This window comes from Promicromonospora noduliphila, from assembly GCF_056951025.1.
Genome location: NZ_CM167806.1, coordinates 656,958 through 682,977 on the forward strand (window position 1 = coordinate 656,958; position 26,020 = coordinate 682,977).

Here is a 26,020-nt window from a genome sequence, read left to right on the forward strand (position 1 = left end):
TTCACCCGACACGGTTTTGACCAACGGGCGTGTGAGCGCTCACAATCTGTTGCGTTCACAATGTGAAGTCGGCCGGGTTGCAGAGACGTGCCCGGAGAAACCTCGAAGGGGAGAAGTCATGGCAAGGAAGCTGTGGGCCAGGCGCGGTCTGGCCGCGCTGGCAACGGGCGCGATGGCCGTGTCGCTCGCCGCGTGCGGCGGTGGCGGCGCAGGTGGCGGTGCCGGTGGTGGTGCCGGGGACGGTGAGGAGGGCGGTCTCGTCGGTGTCGCCATGCCGACCCAGACGTACGAGCGCTGGATCGCGGACGGCGACGCCGTGAAGTCCGGTCTTGAGGAGGCCGGGTACGAGGTCGACCTGCAGTTCGCGGGCGACGACATCCCGACCCAGCAGCAGCAGATCGACGCAATGATCAGCAAGGGCGCCGAGGCGCTCATCATCGCCTCCATCGACGGCACCGCGCTGGGCAGCCAGCTCGAGCAGGCCGCCGCCGCGGACATCCCGGTCATCTCGTACGACCGCCTGATCCGCGACTCGGAGAACGTCAACTTCTACGTCACGTTCGACAACTTCGAGGTCGGCGTGCAGCAGGGCACCTCGCTGCTGACCGGGCTCGGCCTGCTCGACGAGAACGGCGAGCCGGCCGCCGACGCGCCCGAGGGACCGTTCAACATCGAGCTCTTCGCGGGTTCGCCTGACGACAACAACGCCGGGTTCTTCTTCGACGGCGCGATGTCCGTGCTCCAGCCGTTCCTCGACGACGGCACGCTGGTCGTGCCGTCCGGGCAGACCGACTTCGGCACGGTCGCCATCCAGCGCTGGGAGCAGGAGGGTGCGCAGAGCCGCATGGAGGACCTGCTGACCGCCACGTACACCGAGGGTGACGAGACCGTCGACGGCGTGCTGGCCCCTGCTGACGTGCTGTCGCGCGGCATCATCACCGCGCTGGAGAACTCGGGCTACGGCAAGGGTGACCTCCCGATGCCGATCATCACCGGCCAGGACGCCGAGGCGGCGTCGGCCAAGCTGATCGAGGACGGCTCGCAGTACTCGACGATCTTCAAGGACACCCGGCTCCTGGCCGAGCAGGCCGTGACCGCGGCGACCGCCTACCTGTCGGGCGAGGAGCCGGAGGCCAACGACACCGAGACGTACGAGAACGGCGTCAAGGTCGTGCCGTCGTACCTGCTGCCCACGGTGATCGTCACCAAGGACAACCTCAAGGCCGAGCTGATCGACTCCGGCTACCTCACCGAGGAAGAGGTCGCCTCGGGTCAGGTCGACTGAGTCAGAGGCCCGGGCAGCACCGGTACCGACACCGCTGACGTCTCGGCGGGTGGGCAGGCTAAGAGATCTTGGCCGGCCCACCCGCCGGGACCAGGCCGGTGGGAGGTGTCGGCGTCGGGCACCCGCAACACCACTACTGGCGACAAGTACGCGACAAGGACTGGCATGGCCGATTCGGCGCCGACCGACATCCTCGAGATGCGCGGCATCACCAAGACATTCCCTGGGGTCAAGGCGCTCCAGGACGTCAACCTCACCGTCCGCCGGGGCGAGATCCACGCGATCTGCGGCGAGAACGGGGCGGGTAAGTCCACCCTGATGAAGGTGCTGTCGGGCGTGTACCCGCACGGCACCTACGAGGGCGACATCGTGCTCGACGGCGAGGTCGCCGAGTTCGGCACCATCAACGACTCCGAGGCGCGGGGCGTGGTGATCATCCACCAGGAGCTCGCCCTCGTCCCCTACCTGTCGATCGCCGAGAACATCTTTCTCGGGAACGAGCGCCGCCGTGGCGGTGGCGCCATCGACTGGAACCGGACCAACGCGGAGGCCGGCGAGCTGCTGGCGCGGGTGGGGCTCAGCGAGTCGCCGACCACGCCCATCGCGGCGCTCGGCGTGGGCAAGCAGCAGCTCGTCGAGATCGCCAAGGCGATCTCGAAGGACGTGCGCCTGCTCATCCTCGACGAGCCGACGGCGGCCCTGAACGACAACGACTCCGAGCACCTGCTCGACCTGCTCCGGCAGTTCAAGGAGCAGGGCATCACGTCGATCATGATCTCCCACAAGCTGGCCGAGATCGCCGAGATCGCCGACCGCACCACGATCATCCGGGACGGCAAGTCGATCGAGACGCTCGACATGGCCACGGCGGGCGACTCGTCCGACGCGATCCAGGACCGCATCATCCGCGGCATGGTGGGCCGCGACCTCGACAACCGGTACCCCGACCGCGAGTCGCACCCGGGCGAGGAGGTGCTGCGCATCGAGGACTGGACGGTGTACCACCCGACCCAGCCGGGGCGTGTCGTCGTCGACCGGGCGAACCTGAACGTCCGCGCCGGCGAGGTGGTCGGCATCGCCGGCCTCATGGGCGCAGGGCGCACGGAGCTGGCGATGTCGCTGTTCGGCCGCTCCTACGGCCGGGACATCACCGGGAAGGCGTTCCTGCACGGCAAGCCGGTCGACGTGCACAGCGTGCCCGAGGCCATCAAGTCGGGCATCGCGTACGTGTCGGAGGACCGCAAGCAGTACGGGCTCAACCTCATCGAGGACATCCGGCGCAACATCTCGGCGGCGGGCCTCGGCAAGCTGTCGCGGAACGGCTTCGTGGACGAGAACGAGGAGCTCAAGGTCGCGGAGGAGTACCGCGCGTCCATGAACATCCGCACCCCCAACGTGCTGGTGGAGGTGGGCAAGCTCTCGGGCGGCAACCAGCAGAAGGTGGTGCTGTCCAAGTGGCTGTACACCGCGCCCGAGGTGCTGATCCTCGACGAGCCCACGCGGGGCATCGACGTCGGCGCCAAGTACGAGATCTACACCATCATCAACGAGCTGGTCGCGGCAGGGAAGGCCGTGCTGGTCATCTCGTCGGAGCTCCCGGAGCTGCTCGGGATCTGCGACCGCATCTACACCCTGGCCTTCGGCCGCATCACTGGCGAGGTCGACGTGCCCTCTGCCACCCAGGAAGGACTCATGGCTCTCATGACGCAGGAGACCACGCAGGAGGCGAAGGCATGACCGGCATCGCCAACATCCGGGAGCTGCTCACCCGGAACATCCGCACGAGCGGCATCTACATCGCGTTCGTGCTCATCATCGCGCTGTTCACCGTGCTGACGAACGGCACGCTGCTCAGCTCGCGCAACCTGACCACGCTCGTTCTGCAGTTCTCGTACATCCTCATCCTCGCCATCGGCATGGTGATCATCATCATCGGCGGGCATATCGACCTCTCCGTGGGGTCGGTGGTCGCACTGACGGGCGCTGTCGCCGCCGTCATCGTGGTGCGGAACGGGCTGCCCTGGTGGGTCGGCGTGCTGGCCGCGCTCGGCACCGGGCTCCTGGTCGGCGCCTGGCAAGGATTCTGGGTGGCCTACGTAGGGATTCCAGCGTTCATCGTGACGCTGGCGGGCATGCTCCTGTTCCGTGGCCTCACGCTCGAGGTGCTGAACAACGTCTCGCTCTCGCCGTTCCCGGGCGAGTACACGGGCATCGCGACCGGCTTCCTCAACGGCCTGCTCGGCGGCTACGGGTACGACACGTTCACGCTCGTCATCTTCGGCATCGGCGTGCTGGGCTTCGCCTACAACTCGTGGCGGAACCGCCGCGCGCGGATCGCCTACAACCAGACGGTCGAGGCGCCGTTCCTGTTCGTGCTCAAGCTCGTGGTGGTCGCCGCCGTCGTGATGTGGTTCGCGTGGAACCTCGCCACCTACCGCGGACTGCCGACGGTGCTGATCATCCTCGCCGTGCTCGTCATGGTCTACACGCTGGTCACCAAGCACAGCGTGTTCGGCCGCCACGTCTACGCCATCGGCGGCAACCTCGCCGCCGCACAGCTCTCCGGTGTCCGCGTGAAGCGCGTGAACTTCTGGATGTTCGTGAACATGGGCTTCCTCGCCTCGGTCGCCGGCATCGTGTTCTCGGCCCGGTCGAGCGCGGCGCAGCCGGCGGCGGGCAACATGTTCGAGCTCGACGCGATCGCCGCGTGCTTCATCGGTGGCGCCGCCGTGACCGGCGGCATCGGCACCGTGACGGGCGCGATGGTCGGTGGCCTGATCATGGCCGTCATGTCGAACGGCATGTCGCTCATGGGCATCGACCAGTCCGTGCAGCAGATCGTCAAGGGCATCGTGCTGCTCCTGGCCGTCGCGTTCGACGTCTGGAACAAGAGGCGGGCCGCCGCCACCCGCTGACGTCAGCTTCGGAACGACCTCGGGTACCGATCCCAGCCGGGACCGGTACCCGAGGTCGTTCCGGAGACGGGCCCGTGGGTGAGAATGACGGGATGGCTCAACCCGCTCCCTCGCCGCGCCGCGGCCGGCGCCCCGCCGGGCAGGACACGCGCGCCGACATCCTGACCGCCGCCCGCGACGAGTTCGTCGAGCGCGGGTACGAGGCGTCGTCGCTGCGCTCGATCGCGCGGCGAGCGAGCGTGGACCCGGGCACCGTGCGGCACTGGTTCCCCGACAAGGCGCGGCTGCTGACCGCCATCCTCGGCGTCACGGGGATCGAGCCGGCGACCGTGGTGGAACAGGTGGCCGGCGGCCCGATCGAGACGCTGGGGGAGCGCCTCATGGAGGCCGTGCTCGGCCTCTGGGACTTCGACGACGGCGACACCGTCCGGGTGGTCATGCCCGCCATCCTCTCGGACGCCGAGCTGCGCGGCCTGCTGCCGCAGTTCATCGGCGCGGCGATCCTGCGCCCGGTGATCCACGCCCTCGGCACGCCCGACGCCCCGCTGCGCACAGCGCTCGTCGCCTCGCAGATGGCCGGCGTGCTCATGACCCGGTACCTGATCCGGCTCGAACCGCTGGCTTCGCTGTCCCCCGCCGAGGTCGCGCGCATCGTCGGCCCGAACTTGCAGCGGTACCTCACGGGAGATCTTGCGCGCTGACGGCGCACGAGCACATAATTCCTCACATGAGGAAAAACGCGGTCGTCATCCGAGGCCTGCGGGTCGTTCGCGGCGGCAAGTCGATCATCGACGGGCTCGGGCTCGCCGTGCCGGCCGGTTCCGTCGTCGGGCTGATGGGGCCGTCCGGCTCCGGCAAGACGACGCTCATGCGCACCATCGTCGGCGTGCAGGACAAGGTGACCGGCACGGTCGAAGTGCTCGACGGCGTGGCGGGCAGCCCGGCCCTGCGCCGCAGGGTGGGCTACATGACGCAGGACGCCAGCGTCTACACCGACCTCACCGTGACGCAGAACCTCCGCTACTTCGCGGCCCTCGCCGGCGTCCCGGCCCCGGCCAAGGCGGTCGCGGACGCGGTGGCCACCGTGGACCTCGGCGGGCACGAGAAGCAGCGCGTCGGCACGCTGTCGGGCGGCGAGCGGTCCCGCGTCTCCCTGGCCGCCGCCCTGGTGGGCGATCCAGAGCTGCTCGTCCTGGACGAGCCGACGGTGGGCCTCGACCCCGTGCTGCGCCGCGACCTGTGGACGGTGTTCCGCAAGCTGGCGGCCGAGGGCCGCACGCTCCTGGTCTCCAGCCACGTCATGGACGAGGCCACGCAGTGCGACCGGCTGCTGCTCATGCGTGCGGGCGCACTCGTCGCGGACACCACGCCCGCCGAGCTGCTGACCACCACGGGCGCGCCCGACGCCGAGCGCGCGTTCCTCGCCCTGATCGACCGGGCCGCGTCCGAGGCCGCGTCCGAGGCGGCCCCGGCCACCCCTGACACGCCCACCCACGCCGCGCCCGCCGTCGGGCGGCACACCGCCGAGTCCGAGGAGGACGTCCGATGAGCCTCACCTTCGCCACAGCGGGCCGCGTGCTGTCCCAGCTCCGCGGCGACCGGCGCACGATCGCCCTCATCATGCTGCTGCCGTGCCTGCTGATCGGTCTCATCGCCTGGATGTTCGACGACCAGCCGCAGGTGCTCGACCAGTTCGGCCCCATGCTGGTGGGCCTGTTCCCGCTCATCGTGATGTTCCTGGTCACGAGCGTGGCGACGCTGCGAGAGCGGCAGTCCGGCACGCTGGAGCGCCTCATGACCACGCCCATCCGCAAGGGCGACTTCGTGGCGGGCTACGGCCTCGCGTTCGCGACGCTCGCGCTGGTCCAGGCGCTGGTCGTGGTCGGGTTCGCCACGTGGGTGGGCATGGACGTGGAGGGCCCGCTGTGGCTGGTCCTCGTCGTCGCGCTGCTCGATGCGGTGCTGGGCTGCACGCTGGGGCTCGCGGCCTCGGCGCTGGCCCGCAGCGAGTTCCAGGCGGTCCAGATGATGCCCGCCATCCTGTTCCCGCAGCTCATCACGTGCGGCCTGCTCATGCCGCGCGACCAGATGCCCGAGGTGCTGGAGTGGCTGTCCCGCGTCTTCCCGCTCACCTACGCCATCGAGGCCATGACCTCGCTCGCCGCGGGCGACGAGTGGGCAGACATCCGCGGCGCGGTCGCGGTGATCTGCCTGTTCATCGTGGGCGCGGTGGTCCTGGGCATCGCCACGCTCCGCCGCCGCACGGCGTGAGGGTGTGTGGTCGGTAAAACGTCAGGTGATCGGCATTCCGAGTTGCCGATCACCTGACGTTCTACCGACCACTCGGGTGGGCTCAGCGTAGGTGCAAGGCCGCAGCCACGTCGGCCCAGTGCACGTACGAGAAGCCCGTCGCGTCGCGCTCCGGGTCGGCGTCGGGGCCCGTCTCCGGCTCGTCGTGCGTGACCAGCAGGCCCGACTCGTACTCGCCCACGGGCGCGTTGGAGACCGCAAGGCCGTCCGAGCCGTTGACGTCGTCCACGCCGTCGCCCGCCACCCGGAAGGTGCCGAGCGAGCGGTTGCGGCCGGTCAGGGCGTAGACGCCGTAGGTGTCGTCGCCCTGGCTGGAGACGATCACGTAGCCGGTGCGGCCGGGGCCGTACCAGATGTCGACGCCCTCGGCGTCGGCCGTGAGGTTCTTACCGCCGTAGGACGGCGCCGCCGGGTCCACCGGCGCGCACTCCTCGGTCTCGGGGTCGTAGGCGTCGTGCACGCCGAAGTCCTTGACCCGGTCGATCAGGCGCGGCCGGCCCGAGCCCAGCGGCAGCGGCACCCGCCACAGGCCGACGTCCTCCTGCGCCGCGTACAGCGTGCCGGTGCGGCGGTCGACGGCCACGCCTTCGAGCTGCGGCCCGACGCCCGGCTCCTCGCACGGCACCCAGGTGGTGCCGTCGGGCAGCCGGAACTCGCCGGGGATCGCCAGGTGCTCGACGTCGGTGTAGCCCACGCCGTCCGGGCCGGTGGTGATCCGGGCGGTCGCGATGGTGGTGGCGCCCTCCTGGGTGACGACCGCGTACGTCGCGCCGCGGCGCTGGTAGACGGCGAGGCCGTAGGCGGTGTGCTCATCGTCGACGGTCTCGCGGTCCGGGCTGAACAGGAACCCCAGCTCGGGTGCGGTGACCTCGGTGAGCGGGGCGGCGGCGTCGGCACCGGCCGGGTCGATCGCGAAGAACCGGATCTGGTCGTTGTAGCGGTCGGAGACGACGGCGACGTCGGTCGGCTCGCCGTCCACGTCCAGGCCGTAGGCGATGTCCACGTTGTTGTAGCGGCCGGGGACGCCGTCCGCGCGCGGGGCCGGCGTGGCCGCGACCGACTGCAGCTCGGTCGCGGCCACGTCATAGACCCGCAGGCCCCCTTCCTTGGCCGTCGCGACGACTATCGAGCGCTCCGAGTCCTCTGGATGCACCCAGATCGCCGGATCGTCGCCGGACGCGTTGCCGCCGTCCTCGTCGTCGTACAGCACCGGCGTCTCCACCGAGGTGGTGACCGTGGCGGTCCGGCGCTGTCCGCCGCCGTCGCCGGCGACCGCGGAGGCCGGCGCGAGAAGGGACAGGACCAGGAGGGCGGCCGGCAGGGCGGCGAGGCGACGTCGCATGGCTAGAGGCTCCCGGACCCAGATGTCGCCGACCTGAACTCCACACGAACGCTTCGGCCGCCGCCCGAGAGCCAAGGAACCTCGGTCTCGAAGGTTGGCAGTCAGTCCAGGAGGGGGTCCAGGCCCCACAGGGGGAAGACGGCGCGACGGGTCGCCTGGATGGCGCGGTCCACCGGGTCGGCCGGGTCGTAGCCATCGCGCCAGCTCCGGAACGGCACCTCGGCCGTGCCCAGCGTGCGCGCGGCCTCCAGGTCCAGGGCCTGGACCGCCGTCCGCCATGCCTCCGGGAGCTCGGCCCCGCGTTCCAGGGGTGCGTGCGCGGCCTCGGCGACGAGCGCCGCCCAGGCGAGCGGGACGACGTCGGACACGGCGTAGCCGCCACCGCCGAGGGCGAGCCAGCGCCCCTTTGCGTGCTCGTGCGCGAGCGTGTGGACCCACTGCTGCGCGGTGCACTGGGCGTCCACGGAGACGTTCAGGTTCGAGAGCGGGTCGCGGCCGTGGGCGTCGCAGCCGTGCTGGGACACGATCGCCTGCGGGCGGTGCTCCCGGACCAGCGGCGGCACGACGGCGTCGATGGCCCGCAGCCAGGCCGCACCCGACGTGCGCGCGGGGACCGGGAGGTTGACGGCGCTGCCCTCGGCCGGGCCGGGACTGCCGACGTCGGCCGAGGCGCCGGTGCCGGGGAACAGGGTGCGGCCGTCCTCGTGAATCGAGATGGTTAGCACGCGCGGGTCGTCCCAGAAGATCGCCTCGACGCCGTCACCATGATGGGCGTCGAAGTCCAGGTAGGCGACCCGTTCCGCGCCCAGGTCCAGCAGGCGCCGGATCGCTGCGGCCGCGTCGTTGTAGACGCAGAAGCCCGACGCCGAGCCGGGCATCGCGTGGTGCATGCCGCCCGCGACGTTCACGCCGTGCGCGATCTCGCCGGCCCAGAGGGCGTCGGCCAGCTCGACGGACCCGCCGAGCTGGCGGGCGGCTGCCTCGTGCATCCCGACGAACAGCGGGTCGTCGTCGGTGCCGAGGCCCCGGGCCAGGTCGGGTTCCAGCGTGGTCCCGGCGTGCCGGACGGCGGCGATGTACTCGGCGTCGTGCACCGTCCCGATCACGGCGTCGGTGGCGGGCTCGGCGTCCACCACCTCGAGCGTGGGCCGGTCGAGCAGGCCGAGCGCCTCGATGAGCCGCATCGTCAGGTCGAGGCGGGCAGGCGACATGGGGTGCCCGGGTCCGAAGTCGTACTCGAGCAGCCGCGGACTCCAGACCAGCCGGGCGAGGTGCACCCGCCCACGGTAACGGACCCGGACAGTGCCGGGTGCCGTGCCCGAGCCGCACGCGCGAGGTAGATTCGACCTCGCCACCCCCTGCGGGGGGAGAGGAAGTGGAGCCGGGAACTCCCGCCGGACGACGGGATCCCGGCTTTCGCGTGCTCAGAGTTGGATGTCGATCTCGTCGAGGCGCCGACAATGGGCCTGCGTGGGTCGGCGCGTGGCAGAGTAAGGCGTCGGTCGTCGAGACGTGGGGAGGGAGCGAGTCGGATGGCGCCGAGCTTGCGGCACCGGCTGTTCGGGCTCCGGGAGCTGGTGGACGAGCTCGCCTTCCGCGCCCCGGCGCGGCTGGCGGTCACGGTCTTCGCGGGCGTGGTCGCGGTGTTCGTCGCGCTCCTGCTGGTCCCCTTCGCCACGGCCGACGGCGAGGGCGCGCGGCTGGTCGACGCCCTGTTCACCGCGATCTCCGCCGTCTGCGTCACGGGACTCGTGGTGCAGGACACGGCGACCTACTGGTCGCTCTACGGGCAGATCGTGATCCTCGCGGGCATCAAGGTGGGCGGCTTCGGGATCATGACCGTCGCCTCGCTCCTGGGCATGATCGTGTCGCGCAAGATCGGGCTGACGCAGAAGCTGCTCACCGCGTCGGAGACGAAGACGGACCGGCTGGGCGACGTCGGCTCGCTGATCCGGGTCATCATCGTCACCGCGACCACGCTGGAGCTGTCGATCGCCCTGCTCCTGTTCCCCCGGTTCCTGGTGCTCGAGGGGGACGCGGGCACGGCGGCCTGGCACTCGCTGTTCTACGGGATCTCCGCCTTCAACAACGCGGGTTTTGTGCCCACCACCGAGGGGCTGATGCCGCACGTCGGCGACTGGACCCTGCTCCTGCCGATCGCCCTCGGCGTGTTCGTCGGCGCGCTCGGGTTCCCCGTCATCCTCAACATCCAGCGGGCGCTGGCCCGGCCCGGACGGCGCTGGCACCGCTGGACCAAGCGGCTCTCCCTGCACAGCAAGCTCACACTCGTGACCAGCGCCGCGCTGTTCGTCGTCGGCGCGCTGCTGCTCCTGGCCCTGGAGTGGAACAACCCGGACACGTTCGGACCGCTGAGCTTCGGGGAGAAGGTGCTGGCGGCCGTCTTCGCCGGGGTGATGCCGCGCTCGGGCGGGTTCAGCACCGTGGACGTCGGCGCGATGCACGAGTCGAGCTGGCTGATCCAGGACGCCCTGATGTTCGTGGGCGGCGGGTCGGCGTCGACCGCGGGCGGCATCAAGGTGACGACGCTCGCCGTCATGCTGCTCGCGATCATCGCGGAGGCGCGCGGTGACCGGGACATCGAGGCGTTCGGCCGCCGCATCCCGCGGGACGTGCTGCGGCTGTCGATCGCCGTCGTGTTCACGGGGGCGAGCATCGTGCTGGTGTCGTGCGTCGCGCTGCTGGAGGTCACGGACCTCCCGCTGTCGCGGGTGCTGTTCGAGGTGCTGTCGGCGTTCGCGACCGTTGGCCTGTCCACCGGGATCACGCCCGACCTGCCCGACGCGGGGAAGTACGTGCTGGCCGCCCTGATGTTCGTAGGGCGCACGGGGGCCGTGACCGTCGTGGCGGTGCTGGCGCTGCGCGACAGGCGGCGCATCGTACGCTTCCCCGAGGAACGACCGATCATCGGGTAGTCGAGATGTCGGACCTCGGGGTCACTAGGGTGACCTGGACGTCTGACCCGTGGCGAGAGAGGAATACCGTGCCGGAGAGAAAGCCCGAGCGGGACGCGGGTGTGCTGGTGATCGGCCTGGGCCGGTTCGGGTCGGCGATCGCCGCGACCCTGGACCGGCTGGGCCAGGACGTGCTCGCCGTCGAGCAGGATCCGACGCTCGTGGCCCAGTGGTCCGGACGGCTGCCGCTCGTGGAGGCCGACGCGTCCAACCCGGAGGCGCTGGAGCAGCTCGGCGCGAAGGACTTCGGCGTCGCCGTGGTCGGCGTCGGCTCGTCGCTCGAGGCGTCGGTGCTGATCACGGGCAACCTGGTGGACCTGGGCACGCCGCAGATCTGGGCCAAGGCCATCTCGGGGGAGCACGGCCGCATCCTGACCCGCATCGGTGCCCACCACGTCGTCTTCCCCGAGGCCGACGCCGGGTCGCGGGTCGCCCACCTCGTGAGCGGCAAGCTGCTGGACTACATCGAGGTCGAGGACGGGTTCACCATCGTGAAGATGCGCCCGCCCAAGGAGGCGCAGGGCTTCACGCTGGCGCAGTCGAACATCCGCAAGCGGTACGGCGTCACGGTGATCGGCGTGAAGTCGCCGGGCGTGGAGTTCGTCTACGCGACGCCGGAGACGCGGGTCTCCGCCAACGACCTGCTCATCTGCTCCGGCCACGCCGAGCTGCTGGAGCGGTTCGCCGCGCGACCGTGACCCGTCCCGTTGGCAGGCGCGGGCACACCTCACACTCCTGCCGATTACGAGGCCCGCGACAGAGCAGGTAACCTAGGGAGCGGACTCCCTTTCGTGTTGGTCGGCCATCGTCACTATGGCGTCACTGTCCCGGACCAACCGTGGACCATTTCGCCGAGCGGCCCGCCGTAGGGCTGCCGCCGACCGACCGAACATTGCGAGGACCTATGGGCTCCGTCATCAAGAAGCGCCGCAAGCGCATGGCCAAGAAGAAGCACCGCAAGCTGCTTCGCAAGACGCGCCACCAGCGTCGCAACAAGAAGTGACGCGCGCGCCGTCGGGCGCGTGACGAGCAGGCCCGGCCCTGAGGGCCGGGCCTTCTTCGTTCAGTGGATATGCCTTGACAGGCATATGGCTCGGAGAGAATATGGAGCCATGGCAGACGGCTTCACCGTGATCAGCGACCCGTCGCGGCGGCAGATCCTCGACCTCCTGCTGGCGGCCGAGCGGGACGTCAACGACCTGGTCGCCGAGCTCGGGGTGGCCCAGCCGAACGTGTCCAAGCACCTGCGCGTGCTGCGCGACCACGGTCTGGTGGACGCCCGGGTGGACGGCCCGCGCCGCGTCTACCGCCTCACCAACGCGCCGCTGGCCGACGTCGAGACCTGGCTCGCCCCGCACCGTGCGCGGTGGAACAGCGCCTTCGACGCCCTCGAACGGCACCTCGACAGCACCAAGGAGGACGAACCATGAGCGAGAACCTGCCCGAGCACCCGGTCGCCGCATCCCTCACGCTGGAGGGCGACGAGTACGTGCTCACCATGGAACGCGAGCTGGCCCACCCCGTCGAGCGGGTGTGGGCGGCGCTGACCCGGTCCGCCGACGTCGTGCACTGGGCACCGTACCGGCCCGACCGCGACCTGACCGCCGTCGGCCCCGTCGTCCTGGCGCACAACGCGGACGACCCGGACCCGCACGAGCCCGAGTCGGGCCGGGTGGTCCAGGTCGAGGAGCCGCACCTGCTGGTGGTCGGCTGGGGCGACCAGGTGCTGACCTACCGGCTCGCGGCCACGGGATCGGGCACCACGCTGTACTTCACGCACCGGTTCGCTCAGCGGCCCGACGACCGCAACAACGCGTCGGACTACGGCGCCGGCTGGCACCTGTGCTGGTCCGCGCTCATGATGCTGCTGGGGGGAGCCACGCCGCCGCCGGTGCACGGCGAGAACGCCATGAACCACGGCTGGGCGGACCTGCGGGACAAGTACGCCGCGCTGCTCGGCTGAGCCGACAGGCCCGCACGGGTCCCCGGTCCCGGGAACCAGGGCCCGGGAACCAGCCGGACCGCACGCTTCAGTGTCCGCGGAGCTGCCTGCGCAGCCGGCGGCGCGCCGCCCGCAGCACCAGGCCGAGCACCCACGCGGCACCGGCCCACGACGCCGTCCGGAACCCGCGCCCGGCCACCCGCTGCGACCGCCCGCGGAACTCGCGGATGGGCCAGCCCACCTCCTGGGCGTGCCGGCGCAGCCGCAGGTCGGGGTTGATCGGGCACGGGTGGCCCACGGCCCGCATCATCGGCAGGTCGTTCAGCGAGTCCCCGTAGGCATAGCTCTCCTCGAGCTCTATGCCCTCCTCGTCCGCGAGCGCGACGATGGCGTCGGCCTTTGCCTGGCCGTGCATGAGGTCACCCATGAGCCGGCCGGTGTAGAAGCCGTCCTTGTGCTCCGCGATGGTCCCCAGCGCCCCGGTCGCGCCCAGCCGGCGGGCGATGAGCTGCGCGATCTCCACCGGCGTCGCCGTGATGAGCCAGACCTGGTGGCCCGCGGCGAGGTGCTCGTCGAGCAGCCGGCGCGTGCCCGGGTAGATCCGCAGGGACAGGACGGCGTCCCACACCTCCTCGCCGAGGGTGGCGATCTCCGCGACGCTGCGGCCGGCGATGAGCGACAGGGCGCGGTCGCGCACCTGGTCGATCTCCTCCTTGTTCTCCCCCCACAGCAGGTACCGCGCCTGGACCAGGGCGAACTTGAGGATGTCCCGCGTGCCGAAGAACTTGCGCTGGTACGCGGACTTTGCCAGGTGAAAGGCGCTCGCACCGCGGATGATCGTGTTGTCGACGTCGAAGAACGCCGCGGTGGCGGACAGGAGGTGCGTCGACGGCATGGAGGCCACTCTAGCCGCGCGTCAGACCGCGCAAGTCCTGACCGGGCACGCGTGCGGAAGCGCTGGTAGAACCGGGAAGTGACGCAGAACATCAGGACTCTGGAGGGGGCCTCCCTCGCGCGGGCGCTGCACCTGCTGGTCGCCTTCTTCGCCCTCGGCGGGTTCGCCATCGAGCTCTTCGTCGCGCTCACCGGCGGCCCCGGGATCGCCCCCACGCACGCCGAACGCATCGTCCGGCTGTTCAGCTACTTCACCATCCAGTCGAACCTGCTGATCGGCGGGGTCTCGCTGGCGCTCGCGGTGGACCCGCGCCGGGACGGACCGGTCTTCCGGGTGCTGCGTCTGGACGCCCTGCTGTGCATCACGGTCACCGGGATCGTCTACAACACCATGCTGCGCGGCCTCGTGGAGCTGACGGCGGCCGGGCAGGTGTCGAACATGATGCTGCACGTGCTGTCGCCCGTCTGCGCCGTCGTCGTCTGGCTGTGGGTGGGGCCGCGCCCGCGCGTGACCGCGCAGGCCGTGTGGTGGTCGGTCGCCTACCCGATCGCGTGGCTCGGCTACACGTTCGCGCGCGGCGCCGTCACGGGCTGGTACCCGTACCCGTTCCTGGACGTGAACACGCTGGGCTACGCCGGGGCGGTGACCAACTCGGGGATCGTCGCCGTCGTCTTCCTGGTGCTCGCCTGGGGCGTGCGGTGGGCGGACGGACGGCTGCCGGACACCGACCGTCCGGCGCCCCGCACCTGACGTAACCTCGGGGCGTGACAGCTCCTGCCGAGACCCGGGTCGTCCTGTACACGCGCGAGTCGTGCCACCTGTGCGAGGACGCGCGCGCCGTCGTCGTGCGCGTGTGCGCGGACGCTGGGGTTGACTGGCGTGAGGTGGACATCGACAGCGCGCCCGCGCTGCGGGAGAAGTACGGGGAGTACGTCCCCGTGGTCGAGGTGGACGGGGTCCAGCAAGGTTTCTGGCGTGTGGACGGTGCGCGCCTGGCCCGCCTGCTGGCATGATCGTCCAGGCAGTGTGTGCGTACGCCCGCGACACAGTGGTTGCGGGGAGGGGAGCAGCACGTGGTCGAACTCAGTGACGGGGCGGTACCGGCAGCAACCGTGGGGCGGCTGCCGTACTACTTGCGCGCCCTGCGGGACCTGGCGGCCGAGGGAGTGGACCTCACGTCCTCGACGGAGCTCGCGGAACGCTCGGGCGTGAGCTCGGCGCAGCTGCGCAAGGACCTCTCGTACCTGGGTTCGTTCGGCACGCGCGGCGTCGGGTACGACGTCGAGTCGCTCGCCTCGTACATCACCGTCGCCCTGGGCCTGGAGACGGAGCACCGGCTCGCGATCGTTGGCATCGGCAACCTCGGGCACGCCCTCGCGAACTACTCCGGGTACGCGACGCGCGGCTTCCAGGTGGTGGCGCTGCTCGACGCGTCGCCCGACGTCGTGGGCACCCGCGTGGCCGGCGTGACCGTCGAGCACGTGCGCGAGGTGGCCGGCGTCATCGAGCGCGAGCGGGTCTCCATGGTGGTGCTCGCGCTGCCTGGCCACGCGGCCCAGGACGTGGCGGACGCCGTGGTGGGCGCCGGCGTGCGCGAGATCCTGAACTTCGCGCCGGTGGCGCTCCAGGTGCCGGACGACGTGGTGGTGCGGTCGGTCGACGTCGGCGGCGAGCTGCAGATCCTGGCGTTCCACGCGGCGACGCGCGCGGCATCGCTCTGACTCTGCGCTGCTCTGGCTGGTGTGGGCTGCCCCTGCGATGGTCATCGGTGCGCGACGCCGAGATCGGCACCCTGCTGAGATCCTGCGCTGAGGTCGGCAGTTGGCATCGAGATCGGTCCAGCGCTGGACCGATCTCGATGCCAACTGCCGACCTGGGCGTGGCTGAGGGTCAGCCCTTGGCGATGGCGCTGACGTCCAGGGAGATCTTGACCTTGTCGCTCACCAGGAAGCCGCCGGTCTCCAGCGTGGCGTTCCACGTGAGGCCGAAGTCCTTGCGGTTGACCTCGAGCTCGGCCTCGAAGCCGATGCGCTCGTTGCCGAACGGGTCCTTGGCGGTGCCGGTGAACTCGGTCTCGAGCTCGACACCCTTGGTGATGCCGTTGATGGTGAGGTCACCCGAGATGATGTAGTCGTCGCCGTCGGCCCGGACGCCGGTGGACGTGAACGTCCAGGTCGGCTTCTCCTCCGCGTGCCAGAAGTCGGCGCTCTTCAGGTGGTTGTCGCGGCCGGTGTCGCCCGTCCGGACCGAGGCGGCGTCCAGCTCGGCGGTGACGCTCGACGACTCGAGGTCCTCGCCCACCGTGATGGTGCCGGTCGTGACGGCGATGGAGCCGCGGACCTTCGCGATACCCGCGTGCCGGGCGGAGAAGGTGGCGGTGGTGTGGGCGGGGTCGAGGTCGTAGGTGCCGGTCGTGAGACCTGCGGGGAGCGGGGTGGCCATGAGGAAAAACTCCTTGTGTGGTGCGGCGATTTGCGTGGATAGTTGAGGGATCAACTAATCGATGAGGTCCAACATAACCGGTCCCGTAACGTATTCCTAGACCGAAGGCGGTGGGCGAAATGACGGCGCAGACGATCGAGGAGAACGACCTGTGGCTGACCGAGGAGCAGCAGGTCTCGTGGCGGCACTATCTGGAGGGCAGCGCGCGGTTCGTGGAGGCGCTCGGCGCCGTGCACGACCGGACGCTCGACCTCTCCCTCGGCGAGTACAGCCTGCTCGTGCAGCTCTCGGAGGCGCCAGAGCGCACGATGCGGATGTCGACGCTCGCGGACGGGCTGGTCCTGTCGCGCAGCCGGCTGACCCACACGGTCGCCCGCATGGAGGCACGCGGGCTCGTGGTGCGGCGCGCGGCGGAGGGCGACCGGCGCGGGGTGAACTGCACCATGACCGACGACGGGTTCGCGGCGCTCGAGACGGCGGCGCCCGGCCACGTCGCGGCGGTGCGGCGGATCATGGTGGACGCGCTGGAGCCGGAGGAGTTCGAGCTGCTCGGCCGCGTCATGGCCAAGGTCGCCGAGTCCGCGAAGCTCTCGGGCGGCACGGAGGAGGGCCTGACCCTCTGCGGCTGACCGAGCCGGCCTGCGCGGCCGACCAGGCCGGTCCGGTCGGCCGCCGCCGGACGTGTCAGGCGTGCCGGTCACCCGAGTGACCCGCACGCCCGACACGTCGGAGCGGGCGGCGCGGGGCCTCAGTCGGTCAGTACCCGGCCGAACATCGGGCGGTACGCGAACCCGGCGATCAGCGCGCCGAGGATCGGGAACACGATGAACACCCAGAGCTGGCCCCAGGCCCAGCCGCCGCCGTAGACGGCAGTCGCGAGCGAGCGGGCCGGGTTCACCGAGGTGTTCGTGACCGGGATCGAGATCAGGTGGATCAGCGTGAGCGTCAGGCCGATCGCCAGCGGCGCGAACCCGGGGGCTGCCACCCGCGCCGTCGTGCCGAGGATGACGAAGAGGAAGACCGCGGTGAGGACGGTCTCGACGAGGATCGCCGAGCCCAGCCCGAACCCGCCCGGTGAGTGGTCGCCGAACCCGTTGGACGCGAAGCCCGACTCGCGCGCGGCGTCGAAGAAGCCTTCCGGACCGCCCGACGCCACCAGGGCCAGCACGCTGGAGGCGACCACACCGCCCACGAGCTGCGCCACGATGTAGCCGCCGACGTCGCTCCACGAGAACCGGCCCGCCGCGGCGAGGCCGAGGGTGACCGCCGGGTTGAAGTGGCCGCCCGAGATGGGGCCGAGCGCGAAGGCGCCGACCACCACGGTGAGGCCGAACGCCAGGGCGACGCCGAGGAAGCCCACGCCGAGGGTGTTGGCCTCGGCGTCGGGGAAGTTCGCGGCCAGGAGGGCCGTGCCGCAGCCGCCCAGCACCAGCACGAACGTACCCAGTGCCTCGGCGACAAGGCGCGCATACATAGCGGGTGATGCCGTCTCGGTCATGATGAGACCCCCTTGCTTCGGTCGAACGGTTTCGTGGCGAAACTTGCTGCTGACAGTAAGTGGGCGTCCGCGGATCGGCGCGAGATGACGTAATGCACACCCGATGGAGTTCACGGGCACCCGGCGTCGGGTGCGAGACTGGGCGCCATGGTTTCCACGACGGTTCACCTGCTGCGGCACGGCGAGGTGCACAACCCTGACGGCGTCCTGTACGGGCGGCTGCCCGGCTACCGCCTGTCCGACCGTGGCCAGGCGATGGCGAAGATCGTCGCCGACCACCTCACCAGCACCGGCCGGGACGTGGTCCGCGTGGTGGCCTCCCCGCTGCAGCGCGCGCAGGAGACGGCGACCCCCGTGGCGCAGGGCTTCGGCCTGGAGCTCGCGACGGACGACCGCATCATCGAGGCGGGCAACCGGTTCGAGGGCCTGGTCGTCGGCGGTGGCGGCGGTGGGGCGCTCCGGGACCCGAGGAACTGGCCGCACATGTGGAACCCGTTCCGCCCGTCGTGGGGCGAGCCGTACACCGAGCAGGTCGCGCGCATGCGCGCCGCCGTCGAGGACGCGCGCAAGGCCGCTGAGGGGCACGAGATCGTGCTGGTCAGCCACCAGCTCCCGATCTGGCTCATCCGCAGGTCGCTCGAGGGCGGGCAGCTCTGGCACGACCCGCGCAAGCGGCAGTGCAACCTCGCCTCCCTGACGTCCCTGCGCTTCGAGGACGACCGCTTCGTGAGCCTGCACTACACGGAGCCGGCGGCGGAGCTGTACGAGGGCGCGAGCAAGGTCGCCGGCGCGTGATGCGGGGCAAGACCGTCAAGGCGGTCCAGTGGGTGGTCGTGGTCGGCATCGTGCTCGGCCTGGTCTTCTCGCTCGCGGCATGCGGTGCGGAGGACTCGGGCGCCGGCGACGTCGTCGGGCAGGGGTACGTCTCCGGCGACGGGTCCGTGCAGACGTACGACGCCGGAGAGCGCAGGGGTCCCGTGTCCGTCACCGGTACCGACTTCGAGGGCAACGCCGTCGACACCGCCGACTGGGCCGGCGACGTCGTGGTCGTGAACACCTGGTACGCGTCGTGTGCGCCGTGCCGCGCCGAGGCGCCCGACCTCGTCGAGCTCGCCACCTCGAAGGACGGCGTGCGGTTCCTCGGTATCAACACCGAGGACGACGCCGGCGCCGCCCAGGCGTTCCAGCGCACGTTCGAGGTGCCGTACCCGAGCATCGAGGACCGCACCGGCGAGGTGATCGCCGGGCTGTCCGGCGTCGTGCCGCTGCAGGCCGTGCCCTCCACGGTGGTGCTGGACCAGGACGGCAACGTCGCCGCGCGGGTCATCGGGCAGGTCGAGGGGTCCACCCTGGAGGCGCTCGTCGACGACGTCCTGGCGGAGGCCGCCTGATGCTCTCCGGCTCGGTCGCGACCGCCGTCGGCGACGGCCTCGCGAGCACCGCGTTCAGCGGCTCCCTGCTGCTGGCGGTGCCGGTGGCGCTGCTCGCCGGGCTGGTGTCATTCGCCTCGCCGTGCGTGCTGCCGCTCGTGCCGGGGTACCTCGGGTACGTGAGCGGCATGGCCGCCGCCTCGGCGGGCACGACCCCCGGCCTCGTGACGACGCGCGAGAAGCCCGCCCGCGCCCGGGTCGTCGGGGGTGTCGCGCTGTTCGTGCTCGGCTTCACGGTCGTGTTCGTCTCGTTCGGCGCCGCGTTCGGCGGCCTCGGCACCTACCTGGTGCGCTGGGAGGACGTCATCACCCGCGTGCTCGGCGCCGTGGTGATCCTGCTCGGCCTCGGGTTCCTCGGCGCGGTCCCGTTCCTGCAGCGCGAGGCGCGGTTCCACCTGACGCCGCGCGCCGGCCTGTGGGGCGCGCCGCTGCTCGGCATCGTGTTCGGGCTGGGCTGGACGCCCTGCATCGGCCCGACGCTCGGTGCCGTGCAGGCGCTCGCGATCGACGAGGCGTCGGCGGGCCGCGGCGCCCTGCTCGGCGTGGCCTACTGCATCGGCCTGGGGGTGCCGTTCCTGCTCGTGGCGCTCGGGCTGCAGAGCTCCGAGCGGATGATGGACTTCCTGCGCCGGCACCGCCTCGCGGCGCTGCGGGTCGGCGGCGGGCTGCTGGTGCTGGTCGGGCTGCTGCTGGTCACGGGGCTGTGGGGCCGGCTGACCGGGGCCATGCAGCTCTGGATCGGCGGATTCGAGACGGTGATCTGATGGCCAGGGAAGGTACCTACGTCCCCGAGGGCATAGCGGACGAGTTCACGCAGGGTGAGCCGGCGTCGGACCGCCCGGCCCGGCCCGAGCCGGGCGGCGACGGGCAGCCGCCGGAGCGGCCCAACGCGCCCGCGCTCGGCCTGGTGGGAACGCTACGCTGGATGTGGCGCCAGCTCACGTCGATGCGCGTGGCGCTCATGCTGCTCATGCTGCTCGCCGTCGCCGCGGTGCCCGGGTCGGTGCTGCCGCAGCGCAACCAGGACGCGGCGGGGGTGGTCGAGTACCTCGCCGACCACCCGACCGCCGGCGAGTGGCTGGACCGGTTCGGGTTCTTCGACGTCTACGCCTCCGCCTGGTTCTCCGCGATCTACATCCTGCTGTTCGTCTCGCTGGTGGGCTGCATCCTGCCCCGGTCGGCGGCGCACTACCGCGCGCTGCGCGGCCGTCCGCCCCGGGTCCCGTTCCGGTTCGGCAGGTTCCCGGCCAAGGCGTACGCCACCACCGACGCCTCGCCCGAGGAGGCGGCGGACGCCGTCGCCGCCCACCTGCGCGGCAAGCTGTCCTGGCTGCCCGTGTTCCGGGTCGACCGGGGTGAGGAGGCCGCCCGGGGTGCCCGGCCGCCGTCGGCCACCGTGAGTGCCGAGCGCGGCTACCTGCGCGAGACCGGGAACCTGGTGTTCCACCTGGCGCTGGTGGGCCTGCTCGTGTCCGTGGCGACGGGCCAGCTTCTGCACTACCGCGGCCAGGCGATCGTCACGGAGGGCCGCGGCTTCGCGAACGCGGTGGTGGACTACGACACCTTCGAGAAGGGCTCGTGGTTCCGGCCCGAGTCGCTGGTGCCGTTCTCGATGACGCTCGACGAGTTCGAGTCGGAGTTCGCGAGCGACACCGTGGCCTTCGCGCAGGCGCGGGACTTCACGGCGCACGTCACCGTGACGGAGCCGACGGGCGAGCAGCGAGGCGAACAGATCAAGGTCAACCACCCGATCACCGTGGACGGCGCCAAGATCTACCTGCAGGGCAACGGCTTCGCCCCCGAGATCACCGTGCACGACGCCGAGGGGGAGGTCGCCTTCTCCGGTCGGGTCACGTTCATCCCCGAGGACACGATGTACACCTCCCGCGGTGTGGTGAAGGTGCCGGACGTGTCGCCGGGGCTGGACCAGATCGGGCTCGTGGGCTACTTCCTGCCCACGGCGGAGGTCAACGAGGACGGGTCGGCCCGCTCCGCGTTCCCGCAGCCGGTCGACCCGCTGCTCGTGCTCGAGGTGTACACGGGTGACCTGGGGCTCGACGACGGCTCCCCGCAGAACGTGTACGAGCTCGACACGGCGTCGCTCACCCCGGCGGTCGACGAGTCGGGCGAACGCATCAAGGTGCTGGCGCGGCCCGGCGAGACCGTGGACCTCCCGGACGGGCTCGGCACCCTGACCCTCGGCGAGGACCTGCCGCGGTACGTGGCGCTCGACCTGCGGCACGACCCGTCGCTCACCTTCGTGCTCGTGTTCGCGCTGCTCGCGCTCGCCGGGCTGACGGTGTCGCTCTTCACGCCGCGGCGCCGCGTCTGGGCGCGGGCGTACCCCGGCCGGGATGGGGCTACGGTGGTCGAGATCGCTGGGCTCGCGCGCGGGGACGACGCCGGTCTGCAGGCCGAGGTCGACCGCGCGCTGGCGGCGGTGCCGGGGGCAGTCGTACGCGGGAGGGCTCCGGAGCCGCCCGCCAGGACGTCGGTGGTCGAGCCTGTCGACACCGGATCGGAGAAGGACTGAACATGGAGCTGGCAAACCTGAGTGTGCTGCTCGTCTGGGGCGCCGCGACGGCTCTCGCCGTCGCGCTCATCGCGTTCGCGGTGGACCTGTCGCGCCTGTCGGGCGCGCGGGTCGACGCGCGCGACGCGGCCAGGAGACGGGAGCAGGTCGCCGTCGGTGCGGGAGCGCCCGTCGATGCGCCGGTCTCGCCGTACGGGCCGGACGGCGGTGCTGGCGGGGCTGTTGACGCCGACGCCGACGCCGATCCCGCGGCGCCGTCCGACGGGCCGGTGAGCCGCAAGCTCGCCGGGATCGGGATGTCCGTGACCTGGCTGGCCACCGCGATGCTGCTGGTCGCCATCGTGCTGCGCGGCATTGCGGCCGGGCGCACTCCGTGGGCCAACATGTACGAGTTCACGCTGGTCGGCACGTTCGTCGCGGTCGCGGTGTTCGCCGGCGTGAACCTCCGCCGCGACGTGCGGTTCCTCGGCGCCTTCGTGACCGGGCTCGGCGTGCTGTTCCTCGTGCTGGCGCAGACCCGGTTCTTCGTCGAGGCCATGGGTGTGCAGCCCGCGCTCCAGAAGTACTGGCTCGTGATCCATGTGGGGGTCGCCATCGCCGCGACCGGCATCTTCACCGTTGCGTTCGTGACGTCGGCGCTGCAGCTCCTGCGGGACGCCCGGGACAACGGCTCACCCGTGCTGGCCAGCCGGCGCTGGGGCTGGCTCGATCACACGCCGGCGCCCGACGCCCTGGAGTCGCTCTCGTTCCGGCTCAACTCGGTGGGCTTCGTGCTGTGGACCTTCACGCTCATCGGCGGCGCCATCTGGGCCGAGGACGCCTGGGGCCGCTACTGGGGCTGGGACCCCAAGGAGGTCTGGAGCTTCATCGTCTGGGTGGTCTACGCGGCCTACCTGCACGCGCGCACCACCCGCGGCTGGTCGGGGAGCCGCGCGGCCTGGTTCGTCGTGGCCGGCTACGCGTGCGTGCTGTTCAACTTCACGGGCGTGAACCTGATCTTCAACGGAAAGCACTCGTACTCGGGCCTGTGAGCCCGGCGGCCGACCGCTGACGGCCGCTCGTCGGTCGCCCGCTCGTCGTCGGACGCACGACAACGGTCCGCGACCGGGGTCCGCGCAAAGGGTCCGCTTCGAGAATGTGATTGGGCCTGGAGATCACGCGGTTTCCAGGCCCAATCACATGCTCGAAGCGGACCTCTGCCGTGGTCGGGGCTCAGCCGTTGTCGGGGTCGTCGTCCTTGGCGTCCTGGCGGGAGCGGGTCTCGCGCTCGCGCTTGCGCTTCTCCTGCTCCAGCAGCCAGAGGAACTCGGGGTCGTCGTCGGGCGCGACGGGGCCGGACGGACGGCGCGGACCGGGCCGCGGGGGCGACGCCGGGCGGCTGCCGCCCGTGCCGGGACCGGGGCCCGCGGCGGGGCCGGCACCGGGCCGGCGGGCGGAGACGCGCACCACGATCCACGAGATCGGCCCGAGCAGGGGCAGGAGCACGATGAGCAGCACCCAGAGCCACCGGGGCAGGCCGCCTCGTTCGTCTTCCTCGGAGCCCCAGACGTCGACCAGGGCATACACCATGAGTCCGACGACGACCAAGATCAGGAGTACGCGTGGCATAGCACCAGCCTACGGCGCGTTCCTGCGTGCCTGTCAGTCCGTCCTGCCTGACGCCGTCCGAATGTGACGCAGGCCCGGCCTACCATGGACATGTGCCCCTCGTGACCTACACCCTGCTCCGTCTGGCGCTCTTCGGCGCGGCCTTCGGCCTGCTCTACTGGGCGGGCCTGCGGGGCTGGCTGCTCCCGATCGTCGCGGTGGTCGTCGCGCTGTCCGTGTCGTACCTCACCCTGCGTAAGCAGCGGGACGCCGCGACCCTGTGGATGGCCGAACGCGCCGAGCGGCGCGCGGCGCAGCGGGCCGCCACCCCGAAGGTCGACGCCGACGCCGCCCACGAGGACGCGCAGGTCGACCAGGGACTCAGCTCCGACCGCTAGCTCGCCCCGAGAACCAGGGGGCCGCTCGCACCGGCGGGCCGCCCGCCGTCAAGGTAGACCGCCGCGGCAGGGTCCGTGAAAGGTGCAGCGCCGCAAGGTCCGAGAGGGCGCACCGCCACGGGGCCCGGCGAGAGGCACACCGCCGCAAGGTCCGGTGAGGGGCACCGCCGCAAGGTGCAGCGACCGGCGCACCGCCGCAGGGTCCAGCGATCAGACCGACAGGCCGAACCACAGCAGAACCCCGTAGGCCAGCTCGTACAGCCCGGTGCCGGCCAGGACGGGGATCAGCAGCTTGCCCCGGGCCCCTGCGAGCACCGGGATGGACAGGAACGCCGCCGGCCCGAGCAGCAGCAGGACCACGAGCGACCACGGCGCCCAGAACGCGCACACCGCGGCGAGCAGCACGGGTACCCAGACCATCGCGACGTACGCCCGGCGCGCCCTGTGGTCGCCGAGCCGCACCGCGAGCGTCCGCTTCCCGGCCAGGACGTCGGTGGGGATGTCGCGCAGGTTGTTCACCATGAGCAGCGCGCACGCGAGCAGGCCGACGCCGACGGCGCCCAGCACGGCGGGCCACGTGATGCGGTCGGCCTGCGTGTAGGTGGTGCCGAGCACCGCGACCAGCCCGAAGAACACGAACACGGCCACCTCGCCGAGGCCCCGGTAGCCGTACGGCGTCCTGCCGCCCGTGTAGTACCAGGCGGCGGCGATGCACACGGCGCCAACAGCGATCAGCCACCAGTGGCCCGACACCGCGCTCAGCGCCAGCCCCAGCACCCCGGCGACGCCGAACGCCACGAACGCCGCACGCTTCACCGCGCCGGGGGCCGCCGCGCCGGACGCGGTCAGCCGCATCGGGCCAACCCGGTCGAGGTCCGTGCCGCGCACGCCGTCCGAGTAGTCGTTGGCGAAGTTGACGCCCACCTGCAGCGCGAGGGCGACGCCCAGCGCGAGCAGCGCCGGCAGCCACGCCGCAGCGTCGACCTGCGCGGCCGCGCCCGTGCCCACCATGACGGGCGCCGCGGCCGCCGGCAGCGTGCGGGGCCGCGCCCCGGAGATCCACTCGGCGGCAGTCGCCATCAGCGCATCCTTCGTTCGTGGGGTTTGCCTGGTTCCGTGCGGCACGGATTCGCGAGACACCTGGTCCGGGCCCGTGCCCGGTCCTGGCGGTGGAACGAAGTCATGGTCGCACGGGTTCCCGCTCCGTCTGCACGACGGCGTCCCGCACCGCCCGGCGGTCCACCTTGCCCGGGCCACGGGTCGGCAGGGCGGCCGCGCGGTACACCCGTCGCGGCGCGGCCGGCGCCCCCAGCCGCTGCCCGACGGCGGAGCGCAGCCCGGCGAGCACCTCACCACCGGCGTCGGCCAGGCGCAGGCCGCCCTCCGGGGTACCGCCCAGCGGCCCCAGGCGCAGGCCGGCCTCCGGGGCGCCGCCCAGCGGCCCGGCGCCCGGCGAGGCCCGGTCCGGCAGGGTGATCACGGCGACGACGGCCTGGCCCCACTCGTCGTCGGGCACGCCGACGACGCAGACCTCGCCGGGCGTGCCCAGCCCGGCGAGGTGCCCGGCGATCACGTCCTCCACGGCCGCCGGGGCCACGTTGACGCCGCCCGTGACGATCACGTCGTCGGTCCGGCCGAGGATCGTGAGGCGGCCGCCGTCCAGGCGGCCCAGGTCGGAGGTGCGGAACCAGCGGGTGCCGTCCGGGTCGGTGCGGAACGCGGCGGCCGTCGCCGCGTCGTCGCCCACGTAGCCCTCGGCGAGCACGGGGCCGGACAGCTCGATGACGCCGACTCCGGCGTCGGCCAGCCGTACGCGCACCCCCGCCAGTGGGACGCCGTCGTACACGCAGCCGCCGCTCGTCTCCGACATGCCGTACGTCGTGACGGCGCGGACGCCGGCGGCCCGGGCGCGGGCCAGCAGGGGAGCCGGCGTGGCCGCGCCGCCGACGAGCACGGCGTCGAACCGGGCGAGGGCGTCGAGGCCGGCGCCTGCGCCGTCGTCGGCCGCCGTGACCAGGCGGTGGAGCTGCGTGGGGACCAGCGAGACGTAGGCGCGCCCGCCGCGCGCGAGGAAGCCGGCGGCCAAGGCCGCGAAACCCTCGGGGGTGAAGCGGTCGAGTGCGCCGACGCGCACCTCGGTGCCCGCGACGACCGCCCGGTTGATGACCTGGACCCCCGCGACGTGCGTGGGCGGCAGCACCAGCAGCCAGCGGCCGGGGCCGCCGAGCCGGTCGTGCGTGGCCTGCGCCGAGGCGCGCAGGGCCGCGGCGCTCAGCGCGACCTCGCGCGGGTTTCCCGTGGAACCGGACGTCCGGAGCACCAGCGCGGTGCCGGGCGGGAGCGCGGCGTCGGACAGGCGGGGCTGCGGGGCGTAGGCGGGGCCGCCGCCGAGGGCGTCCCGGACGGCGCGGACCACCTCGGTCGGCGGGTCGGGCAGGGTCACCCCACGAGGGTAAGCGTGCCTGGGTCAG

At 71.7% G+C, this 26,020-nt stretch carries 29 protein-coding genes; 21 read left to right on the forward strand and 8 right to left on the reverse strand.

Annotated features, from left to right (window positions below; genetic code table 11):
• The first annotated feature begins 118 nt into the window (after positions 1-118).
• The 6 genes from chvE (at position 119) to AC0QU1_RS02810 (ending at position 6,471) form a co-directional block, all read left to right on the forward strand.
• Entirely contained in the window at positions 119-1,285 is a 1,167-nt protein-coding gene (gene chvE / locus AC0QU1_RS02785) for a multiple monosaccharide ABC transporter substrate-binding protein (RefSeq protein WP_483574158.1), read from the forward strand.
• Between the two features lie 165 nt (positions 1,286-1,450).
• On the forward strand, positions 1,451-3,022 hold the full coding sequence (gene mmsA, locus AC0QU1_RS02790; RefSeq protein WP_483574160.1) for a multiple monosaccharide ABC transporter ATP-binding protein: 1,572 nt from the start codon (positions 1,451-1,453) through the stop codon (positions 3,020-3,022).
• Positions 3,019-4,200 (forward strand): multiple monosaccharide ABC transporter permease, encoded by a 1,182-nt coding sequence (gene mmsB, locus AC0QU1_RS02795; protein WP_483574162.1) that lies wholly within the window; start codon positions 3,019-3,021, stop codon positions 4,198-4,200. Before mmsA ends, mmsB begins: the two co-directional genes overlap by 4 nt.
• 92 nt (positions 4,201-4,292) lie before the next feature.
• Positions 4,293-4,901 (forward strand): TetR/AcrR family transcriptional regulator, encoded by a 609-nt coding sequence (locus tag AC0QU1_RS02800; protein WP_483574164.1) that lies wholly within the window; start codon positions 4,293-4,295, stop codon positions 4,899-4,901.
• Between the two features lie 26 nt (positions 4,902-4,927).
• Positions 4,928-5,749, forward strand: a complete 822-nt coding sequence (locus tag AC0QU1_RS02805) for an ABC transporter ATP-binding protein (RefSeq protein ID WP_483574166.1) — start codon at positions 4,928-4,930, stop codon at positions 5,747-5,749.
• Positions 5,746-6,471 (forward strand): ABC transporter permease, encoded by a 726-nt coding sequence (locus AC0QU1_RS02810; RefSeq protein ID WP_483574167.1) that lies wholly within the window; start codon positions 5,746-5,748, stop codon positions 6,469-6,471. Before AC0QU1_RS02805 ends, AC0QU1_RS02810 begins: the two co-directional genes overlap by 4 nt.
• An 82-nt stretch (positions 6,472-6,553) precedes the next feature.
• Here the strand turns inward: AC0QU1_RS02810 and AC0QU1_RS02815 are convergent, their stop codons facing one another.
• Entirely contained in the window at positions 6,554-7,852 is a 1,299-nt protein-coding gene (locus tag AC0QU1_RS02815; protein ID WP_483574169.1) for a phytase, read from the reverse strand.
• A gap of 101 nt (positions 7,853-7,953) precedes the next feature.
• Positions 7,954-9,129: an acetoin utilization protein AcuC gene (locus AC0QU1_RS02820; protein ID WP_483574171.1), complete on the reverse strand. Its 1,176-nt coding sequence runs from the start codon at positions 9,127-9,129 to the stop codon at positions 7,954-7,956.
• Positions 9,130-9,384: 255 nt separating this feature from the next.
• Here AC0QU1_RS02820 and AC0QU1_RS02825 point away from each other — a divergent pair, with 255 nt between their 5' ends.
• The 5 genes from AC0QU1_RS02825 (at position 9,385) to AC0QU1_RS02845 (ending at position 12,787) form a co-directional block, all read left to right on the forward strand.
• The gene (locus AC0QU1_RS02825) at positions 9,385-10,785 is read left to right on the forward strand and encodes a TrkH family potassium uptake protein (protein ID WP_483574172.1); all 1,401 of its coding nucleotides are present in this window, start codon (positions 9,385-9,387) and stop codon (positions 10,783-10,785) included.
• Positions 10,786-10,853: 68 nt separating this feature from the next.
• Positions 10,854-11,522, forward strand: a complete 669-nt coding sequence (locus tag AC0QU1_RS02830) for a potassium channel family protein (protein ID WP_483574174.1) — start codon at positions 10,854-10,856, stop codon at positions 11,520-11,522.
• Between the two features lie 206 nt (positions 11,523-11,728).
• Complete coding sequence (locus AC0QU1_RS02835; RefSeq protein ID WP_003792170.1) at positions 11,729-11,827, forward strand: 30S ribosomal protein bS22; 99 nt, start codon at positions 11,729-11,731, stop codon at positions 11,825-11,827.
• A gap of 109 nt (positions 11,828-11,936) precedes the next feature.
• Entirely contained in the window at positions 11,937-12,254 is a 318-nt protein-coding gene (locus AC0QU1_RS02840) for an ArsR/SmtB family transcription factor (RefSeq protein ID WP_483574176.1), read from the forward strand.
• Positions 12,251-12,787, forward strand: coding sequence for an SRPBCC domain-containing protein (locus AC0QU1_RS02845; protein ID WP_483574177.1), 537 nt, complete (start codon positions 12,251-12,253; stop codon positions 12,785-12,787). The genes AC0QU1_RS02840 and AC0QU1_RS02845 overlap by 4 nt, the downstream gene beginning before the upstream one ends.
• A gap of 67 nt (positions 12,788-12,854) precedes the next feature.
• Here AC0QU1_RS02845 and AC0QU1_RS02850 read toward each other — a convergent pair whose 3' ends face one another.
• Positions 12,855-13,661, reverse strand: a complete 807-nt coding sequence (locus AC0QU1_RS02850; protein WP_483574179.1) for an HAD family hydrolase — start codon at positions 13,659-13,661, stop codon at positions 12,855-12,857.
• Between the two features lie 78 nt (positions 13,662-13,739).
• On the opposite strand from AC0QU1_RS02850, the gene AC0QU1_RS02855 reads away from it, so the two are divergent.
• Genes AC0QU1_RS02855 through AC0QU1_RS02865 form a run of 3 tightly spaced genes read left to right on the forward strand, consistent with a single transcriptional unit; the run spans position 13,740 to position 15,382 of the window.
• Positions 13,740-14,411 (forward strand): Pr6Pr family membrane protein, encoded by a 672-nt coding sequence (locus AC0QU1_RS02855; protein ID WP_483574181.1) that lies wholly within the window; start codon positions 13,740-13,742, stop codon positions 14,409-14,411.
• A gap of 14 nt (positions 14,412-14,425) precedes the next feature.
• Positions 14,426-14,674: a glutaredoxin family protein gene (locus AC0QU1_RS02860; protein WP_483574183.1), complete on the forward strand. Its 249-nt coding sequence runs from the start codon at positions 14,426-14,428 to the stop codon at positions 14,672-14,674.
• 60 nt (positions 14,675-14,734) lie between these two features.
• The gene (locus AC0QU1_RS02865) at positions 14,735-15,382 is read left to right on the forward strand and encodes a redox-sensing transcriptional repressor Rex (RefSeq protein WP_483574185.1); all 648 of its coding nucleotides are present in this window, start codon (positions 14,735-14,737) and stop codon (positions 15,380-15,382) included.
• A 169-nt stretch (positions 15,383-15,551) separates the two neighbouring features.
• On the opposite strand, the gene AC0QU1_RS02870 is transcribed toward AC0QU1_RS02865, so the two are convergent.
• Positions 15,552-16,103 (reverse strand): YceI family protein, encoded by a 552-nt coding sequence (locus AC0QU1_RS02870; RefSeq protein WP_483574186.1) that lies wholly within the window; start codon positions 16,101-16,103, stop codon positions 15,552-15,554.
• A gap of 119 nt (positions 16,104-16,222) precedes the next feature.
• Between AC0QU1_RS02870 and AC0QU1_RS02875 the strand changes: the two genes are divergently transcribed.
• Positions 16,223-16,732, forward strand: coding sequence for a MarR family winged helix-turn-helix transcriptional regulator (locus AC0QU1_RS02875; protein WP_483574187.1), 510 nt, complete (start codon positions 16,223-16,225; stop codon positions 16,730-16,732).
• A 119-nt stretch (positions 16,733-16,851) separates the two neighbouring features.
• Here AC0QU1_RS02875 and aqpZ read toward each other — a convergent pair whose 3' ends face one another.
• On the reverse strand, positions 16,852-17,601 hold the full coding sequence (aqpZ, locus tag AC0QU1_RS02880) for an aquaporin Z (protein ID WP_483574189.1): 750 nt from the start codon (positions 17,599-17,601) through the stop codon (positions 16,852-16,854).
• A 147-nt stretch (positions 17,602-17,748) separates the two neighbouring features.
• On the opposite strand from aqpZ, the gene AC0QU1_RS02885 reads away from it, so the two are divergent.
• From AC0QU1_RS02885 to ccsB, 5 genes are read left to right on the forward strand one after another with little or no spacing between them, the layout of a single operon-like run.
• Positions 17,749-18,396 (forward strand): histidine phosphatase family protein, encoded by a 648-nt coding sequence (locus tag AC0QU1_RS02885; protein WP_483574191.1) that lies wholly within the window; start codon positions 17,749-17,751, stop codon positions 18,394-18,396.
• A complete protein-coding gene (locus AC0QU1_RS02890; RefSeq protein WP_483574192.1) occupies positions 18,396-18,992 on the forward strand; it encodes a TlpA family protein disulfide reductase in 597 nt (198 codons plus the stop codon). The genes AC0QU1_RS02885 and AC0QU1_RS02890 overlap by 1 nt, the downstream gene beginning before the upstream one ends.
• Positions 18,992-19,795 carry a cytochrome c biogenesis CcdA family protein gene (locus AC0QU1_RS02895; protein WP_483574194.1) on the forward strand — a complete coding sequence of 268 codons (804 nt, stop codon included), beginning with the start codon at positions 18,992-18,994 and terminating at the stop codon, positions 19,793-19,795. The genes AC0QU1_RS02890 and AC0QU1_RS02895 overlap by 1 nt, the downstream gene beginning before the upstream one ends.
• Positions 19,795-21,564 carry a cytochrome c biogenesis protein ResB gene (resB, locus tag AC0QU1_RS02900; RefSeq protein ID WP_483574196.1) on the forward strand — a complete coding sequence of 590 codons (1,770 nt, stop codon included), beginning with the start codon at positions 19,795-19,797 and terminating at the stop codon, positions 21,562-21,564. Before AC0QU1_RS02895 ends, resB begins: the two co-directional genes overlap by 1 nt.
• A 2-nt stretch (positions 21,565-21,566) precedes the next feature.
• Positions 21,567-22,595, forward strand: a complete 1,029-nt coding sequence (gene ccsB / locus AC0QU1_RS02905; RefSeq protein WP_483574198.1) for a c-type cytochrome biogenesis protein CcsB — start codon at positions 21,567-21,569, stop codon at positions 22,593-22,595.
• Positions 22,596-22,776: 181 nt separating this feature from the next.
• On the opposite strand, the gene AC0QU1_RS02910 is transcribed toward ccsB, so the two are convergent.
• On the reverse strand, positions 22,777-23,172 hold the full coding sequence (locus AC0QU1_RS02910; RefSeq protein ID WP_483574200.1) for a PLDc N-terminal domain-containing protein: 396 nt from the start codon (positions 23,170-23,172) through the stop codon (positions 22,777-22,779).
• A gap of 92 nt (positions 23,173-23,264) precedes the next feature.
• On the opposite strand from AC0QU1_RS02910, the gene AC0QU1_RS02915 reads away from it, so the two are divergent.
• Positions 23,265-23,549, forward strand: a complete 285-nt coding sequence (locus AC0QU1_RS02915) for a DUF4229 domain-containing protein (RefSeq protein ID WP_483574201.1) — start codon at positions 23,265-23,267, stop codon at positions 23,547-23,549.
• Positions 23,550-23,759: 210 nt separating this feature from the next.
• Here the strand turns inward: AC0QU1_RS02915 and AC0QU1_RS02920 are convergent, their stop codons facing one another.
• Together AC0QU1_RS02920 and AC0QU1_RS02925 are read right to left on the reverse strand one after the other, a co-directional pair.
• Positions 23,760-24,629: a 1,4-dihydroxy-2-naphthoate polyprenyltransferase gene (locus tag AC0QU1_RS02920; protein ID WP_483574203.1), complete on the reverse strand. Its 870-nt coding sequence runs from the start codon at positions 24,627-24,629 to the stop codon at positions 23,760-23,762.
• A gap of 100 nt (positions 24,630-24,729) precedes the next feature.
• A complete protein-coding gene (locus AC0QU1_RS02925; protein WP_483574205.1) occupies positions 24,730-25,992 on the reverse strand; it encodes an AMP-binding protein in 1,263 nt (420 codons plus the stop codon).
• Positions 25,993-26,020: the final 28 nt, after the last annotated feature.

Coding starts and splice junctions, on each gene's coding strand:
- AC0QU1_RS02895 (WP_483574194.1), top strand. CDS start 18,992: ATGCTCTCCGGCTCGGTCGCGACCGCCGTCGGCGACGGCCTCGCGAGC.
- mmsB (WP_483574162.1), top strand. CDS start 3,019: ATGACCGGCATCGCCAACATCCGGGAGCTGCTCACCCGGAACATCCGC.
- AC0QU1_RS02875 (WP_483574187.1), top strand. CDS start 16,223: ATGACGGCGCAGACGATCGAGGAGAACGACCTGTGGCTGACCGAGGAG.
- mmsA (WP_483574160.1), top strand. CDS start 1,451: ATGGCCGATTCGGCGCCGACCGACATCCTCGAGATGCGCGGCATCACC.
- AC0QU1_RS02835 (WP_003792170.1), top strand. CDS start 11,729: ATGGGCTCCGTCATCAAGAAGCGCCGCAAGCGCATGGCCAAGAAGAAG.
- chvE (WP_483574158.1), top strand. CDS start 119: ATGGCAAGGAAGCTGTGGGCCAGGCGCGGTCTGGCCGCGCTGGCAACG.
- AC0QU1_RS02890 (WP_483574192.1), top strand. CDS start 18,396: ATGCGGGGCAAGACCGTCAAGGCGGTCCAGTGGGTGGTCGTGGTCGGC.
- AC0QU1_RS02840 (WP_483574176.1), top strand. CDS start 11,937: ATGGCAGACGGCTTCACCGTGATCAGCGACCCGTCGCGGCGGCAGATC.
- resB (WP_483574196.1), top strand. CDS start 19,795: ATGGCCAGGGAAGGTACCTACGTCCCCGAGGGCATAGCGGACGAGTTC.
- AC0QU1_RS02815 (WP_483574169.1), bottom strand. CDS start 7,852: ATGCGACGTCGCCTCGCCGCCCTGCCGGCCGCCCTCCTGGTCCTGTCC.
- AC0QU1_RS02920 (WP_483574203.1), bottom strand. CDS start 24,629: ATGGCGACTGCCGCCGAGTGGATCTCCGGGGCGCGGCCCCGCACGCTG.
- aqpZ (WP_483574189.1), bottom strand. CDS start 17,601: ATGACCGAGACGGCATCACCCGCTATGTATGCGCGCCTTGTCGCCGAG.
- AC0QU1_RS02870 (WP_483574186.1), bottom strand. CDS start 16,103: ATGGCCACCCCGCTCCCCGCAGGTCTCACGACCGGCACCTACGACCTC.
- ccsB (WP_483574198.1), top strand. CDS start 21,567: ATGGAGCTGGCAAACCTGAGTGTGCTGCTCGTCTGGGGCGCCGCGACG.
- AC0QU1_RS02825 (WP_483574172.1), top strand. CDS start 9,385: ATGGCGCCGAGCTTGCGGCACCGGCTGTTCGGGCTCCGGGAGCTGGTG.
- AC0QU1_RS02910 (WP_483574200.1), bottom strand. CDS start 23,172: ATGCCACGCGTACTCCTGATCTTGGTCGTCGTCGGACTCATGGTGTAT.
- AC0QU1_RS02885 (WP_483574191.1), top strand. CDS start 17,749: ATGGTTTCCACGACGGTTCACCTGCTGCGGCACGGCGAGGTGCACAAC.
- AC0QU1_RS02810 (WP_483574167.1), top strand. CDS start 5,746: ATGAGCCTCACCTTCGCCACAGCGGGCCGCGTGCTGTCCCAGCTCCGC.
- AC0QU1_RS02805 (WP_483574166.1), top strand. CDS start 4,928: ATGAGGAAAAACGCGGTCGTCATCCGAGGCCTGCGGGTCGTTCGCGGC.
- AC0QU1_RS02800 (WP_483574164.1), top strand. CDS start 4,293: ATGGCTCAACCCGCTCCCTCGCCGCGCCGCGGCCGGCGCCCCGCCGGG.
- AC0QU1_RS02850 (WP_483574179.1), bottom strand. CDS start 13,661: ATGCCGTCGACGCACCTCCTGTCCGCCACCGCGGCGTTCTTCGACGTC.
- AC0QU1_RS02845 (WP_483574177.1), top strand. CDS start 12,251: ATGAGCGAGAACCTGCCCGAGCACCCGGTCGCCGCATCCCTCACGCTG.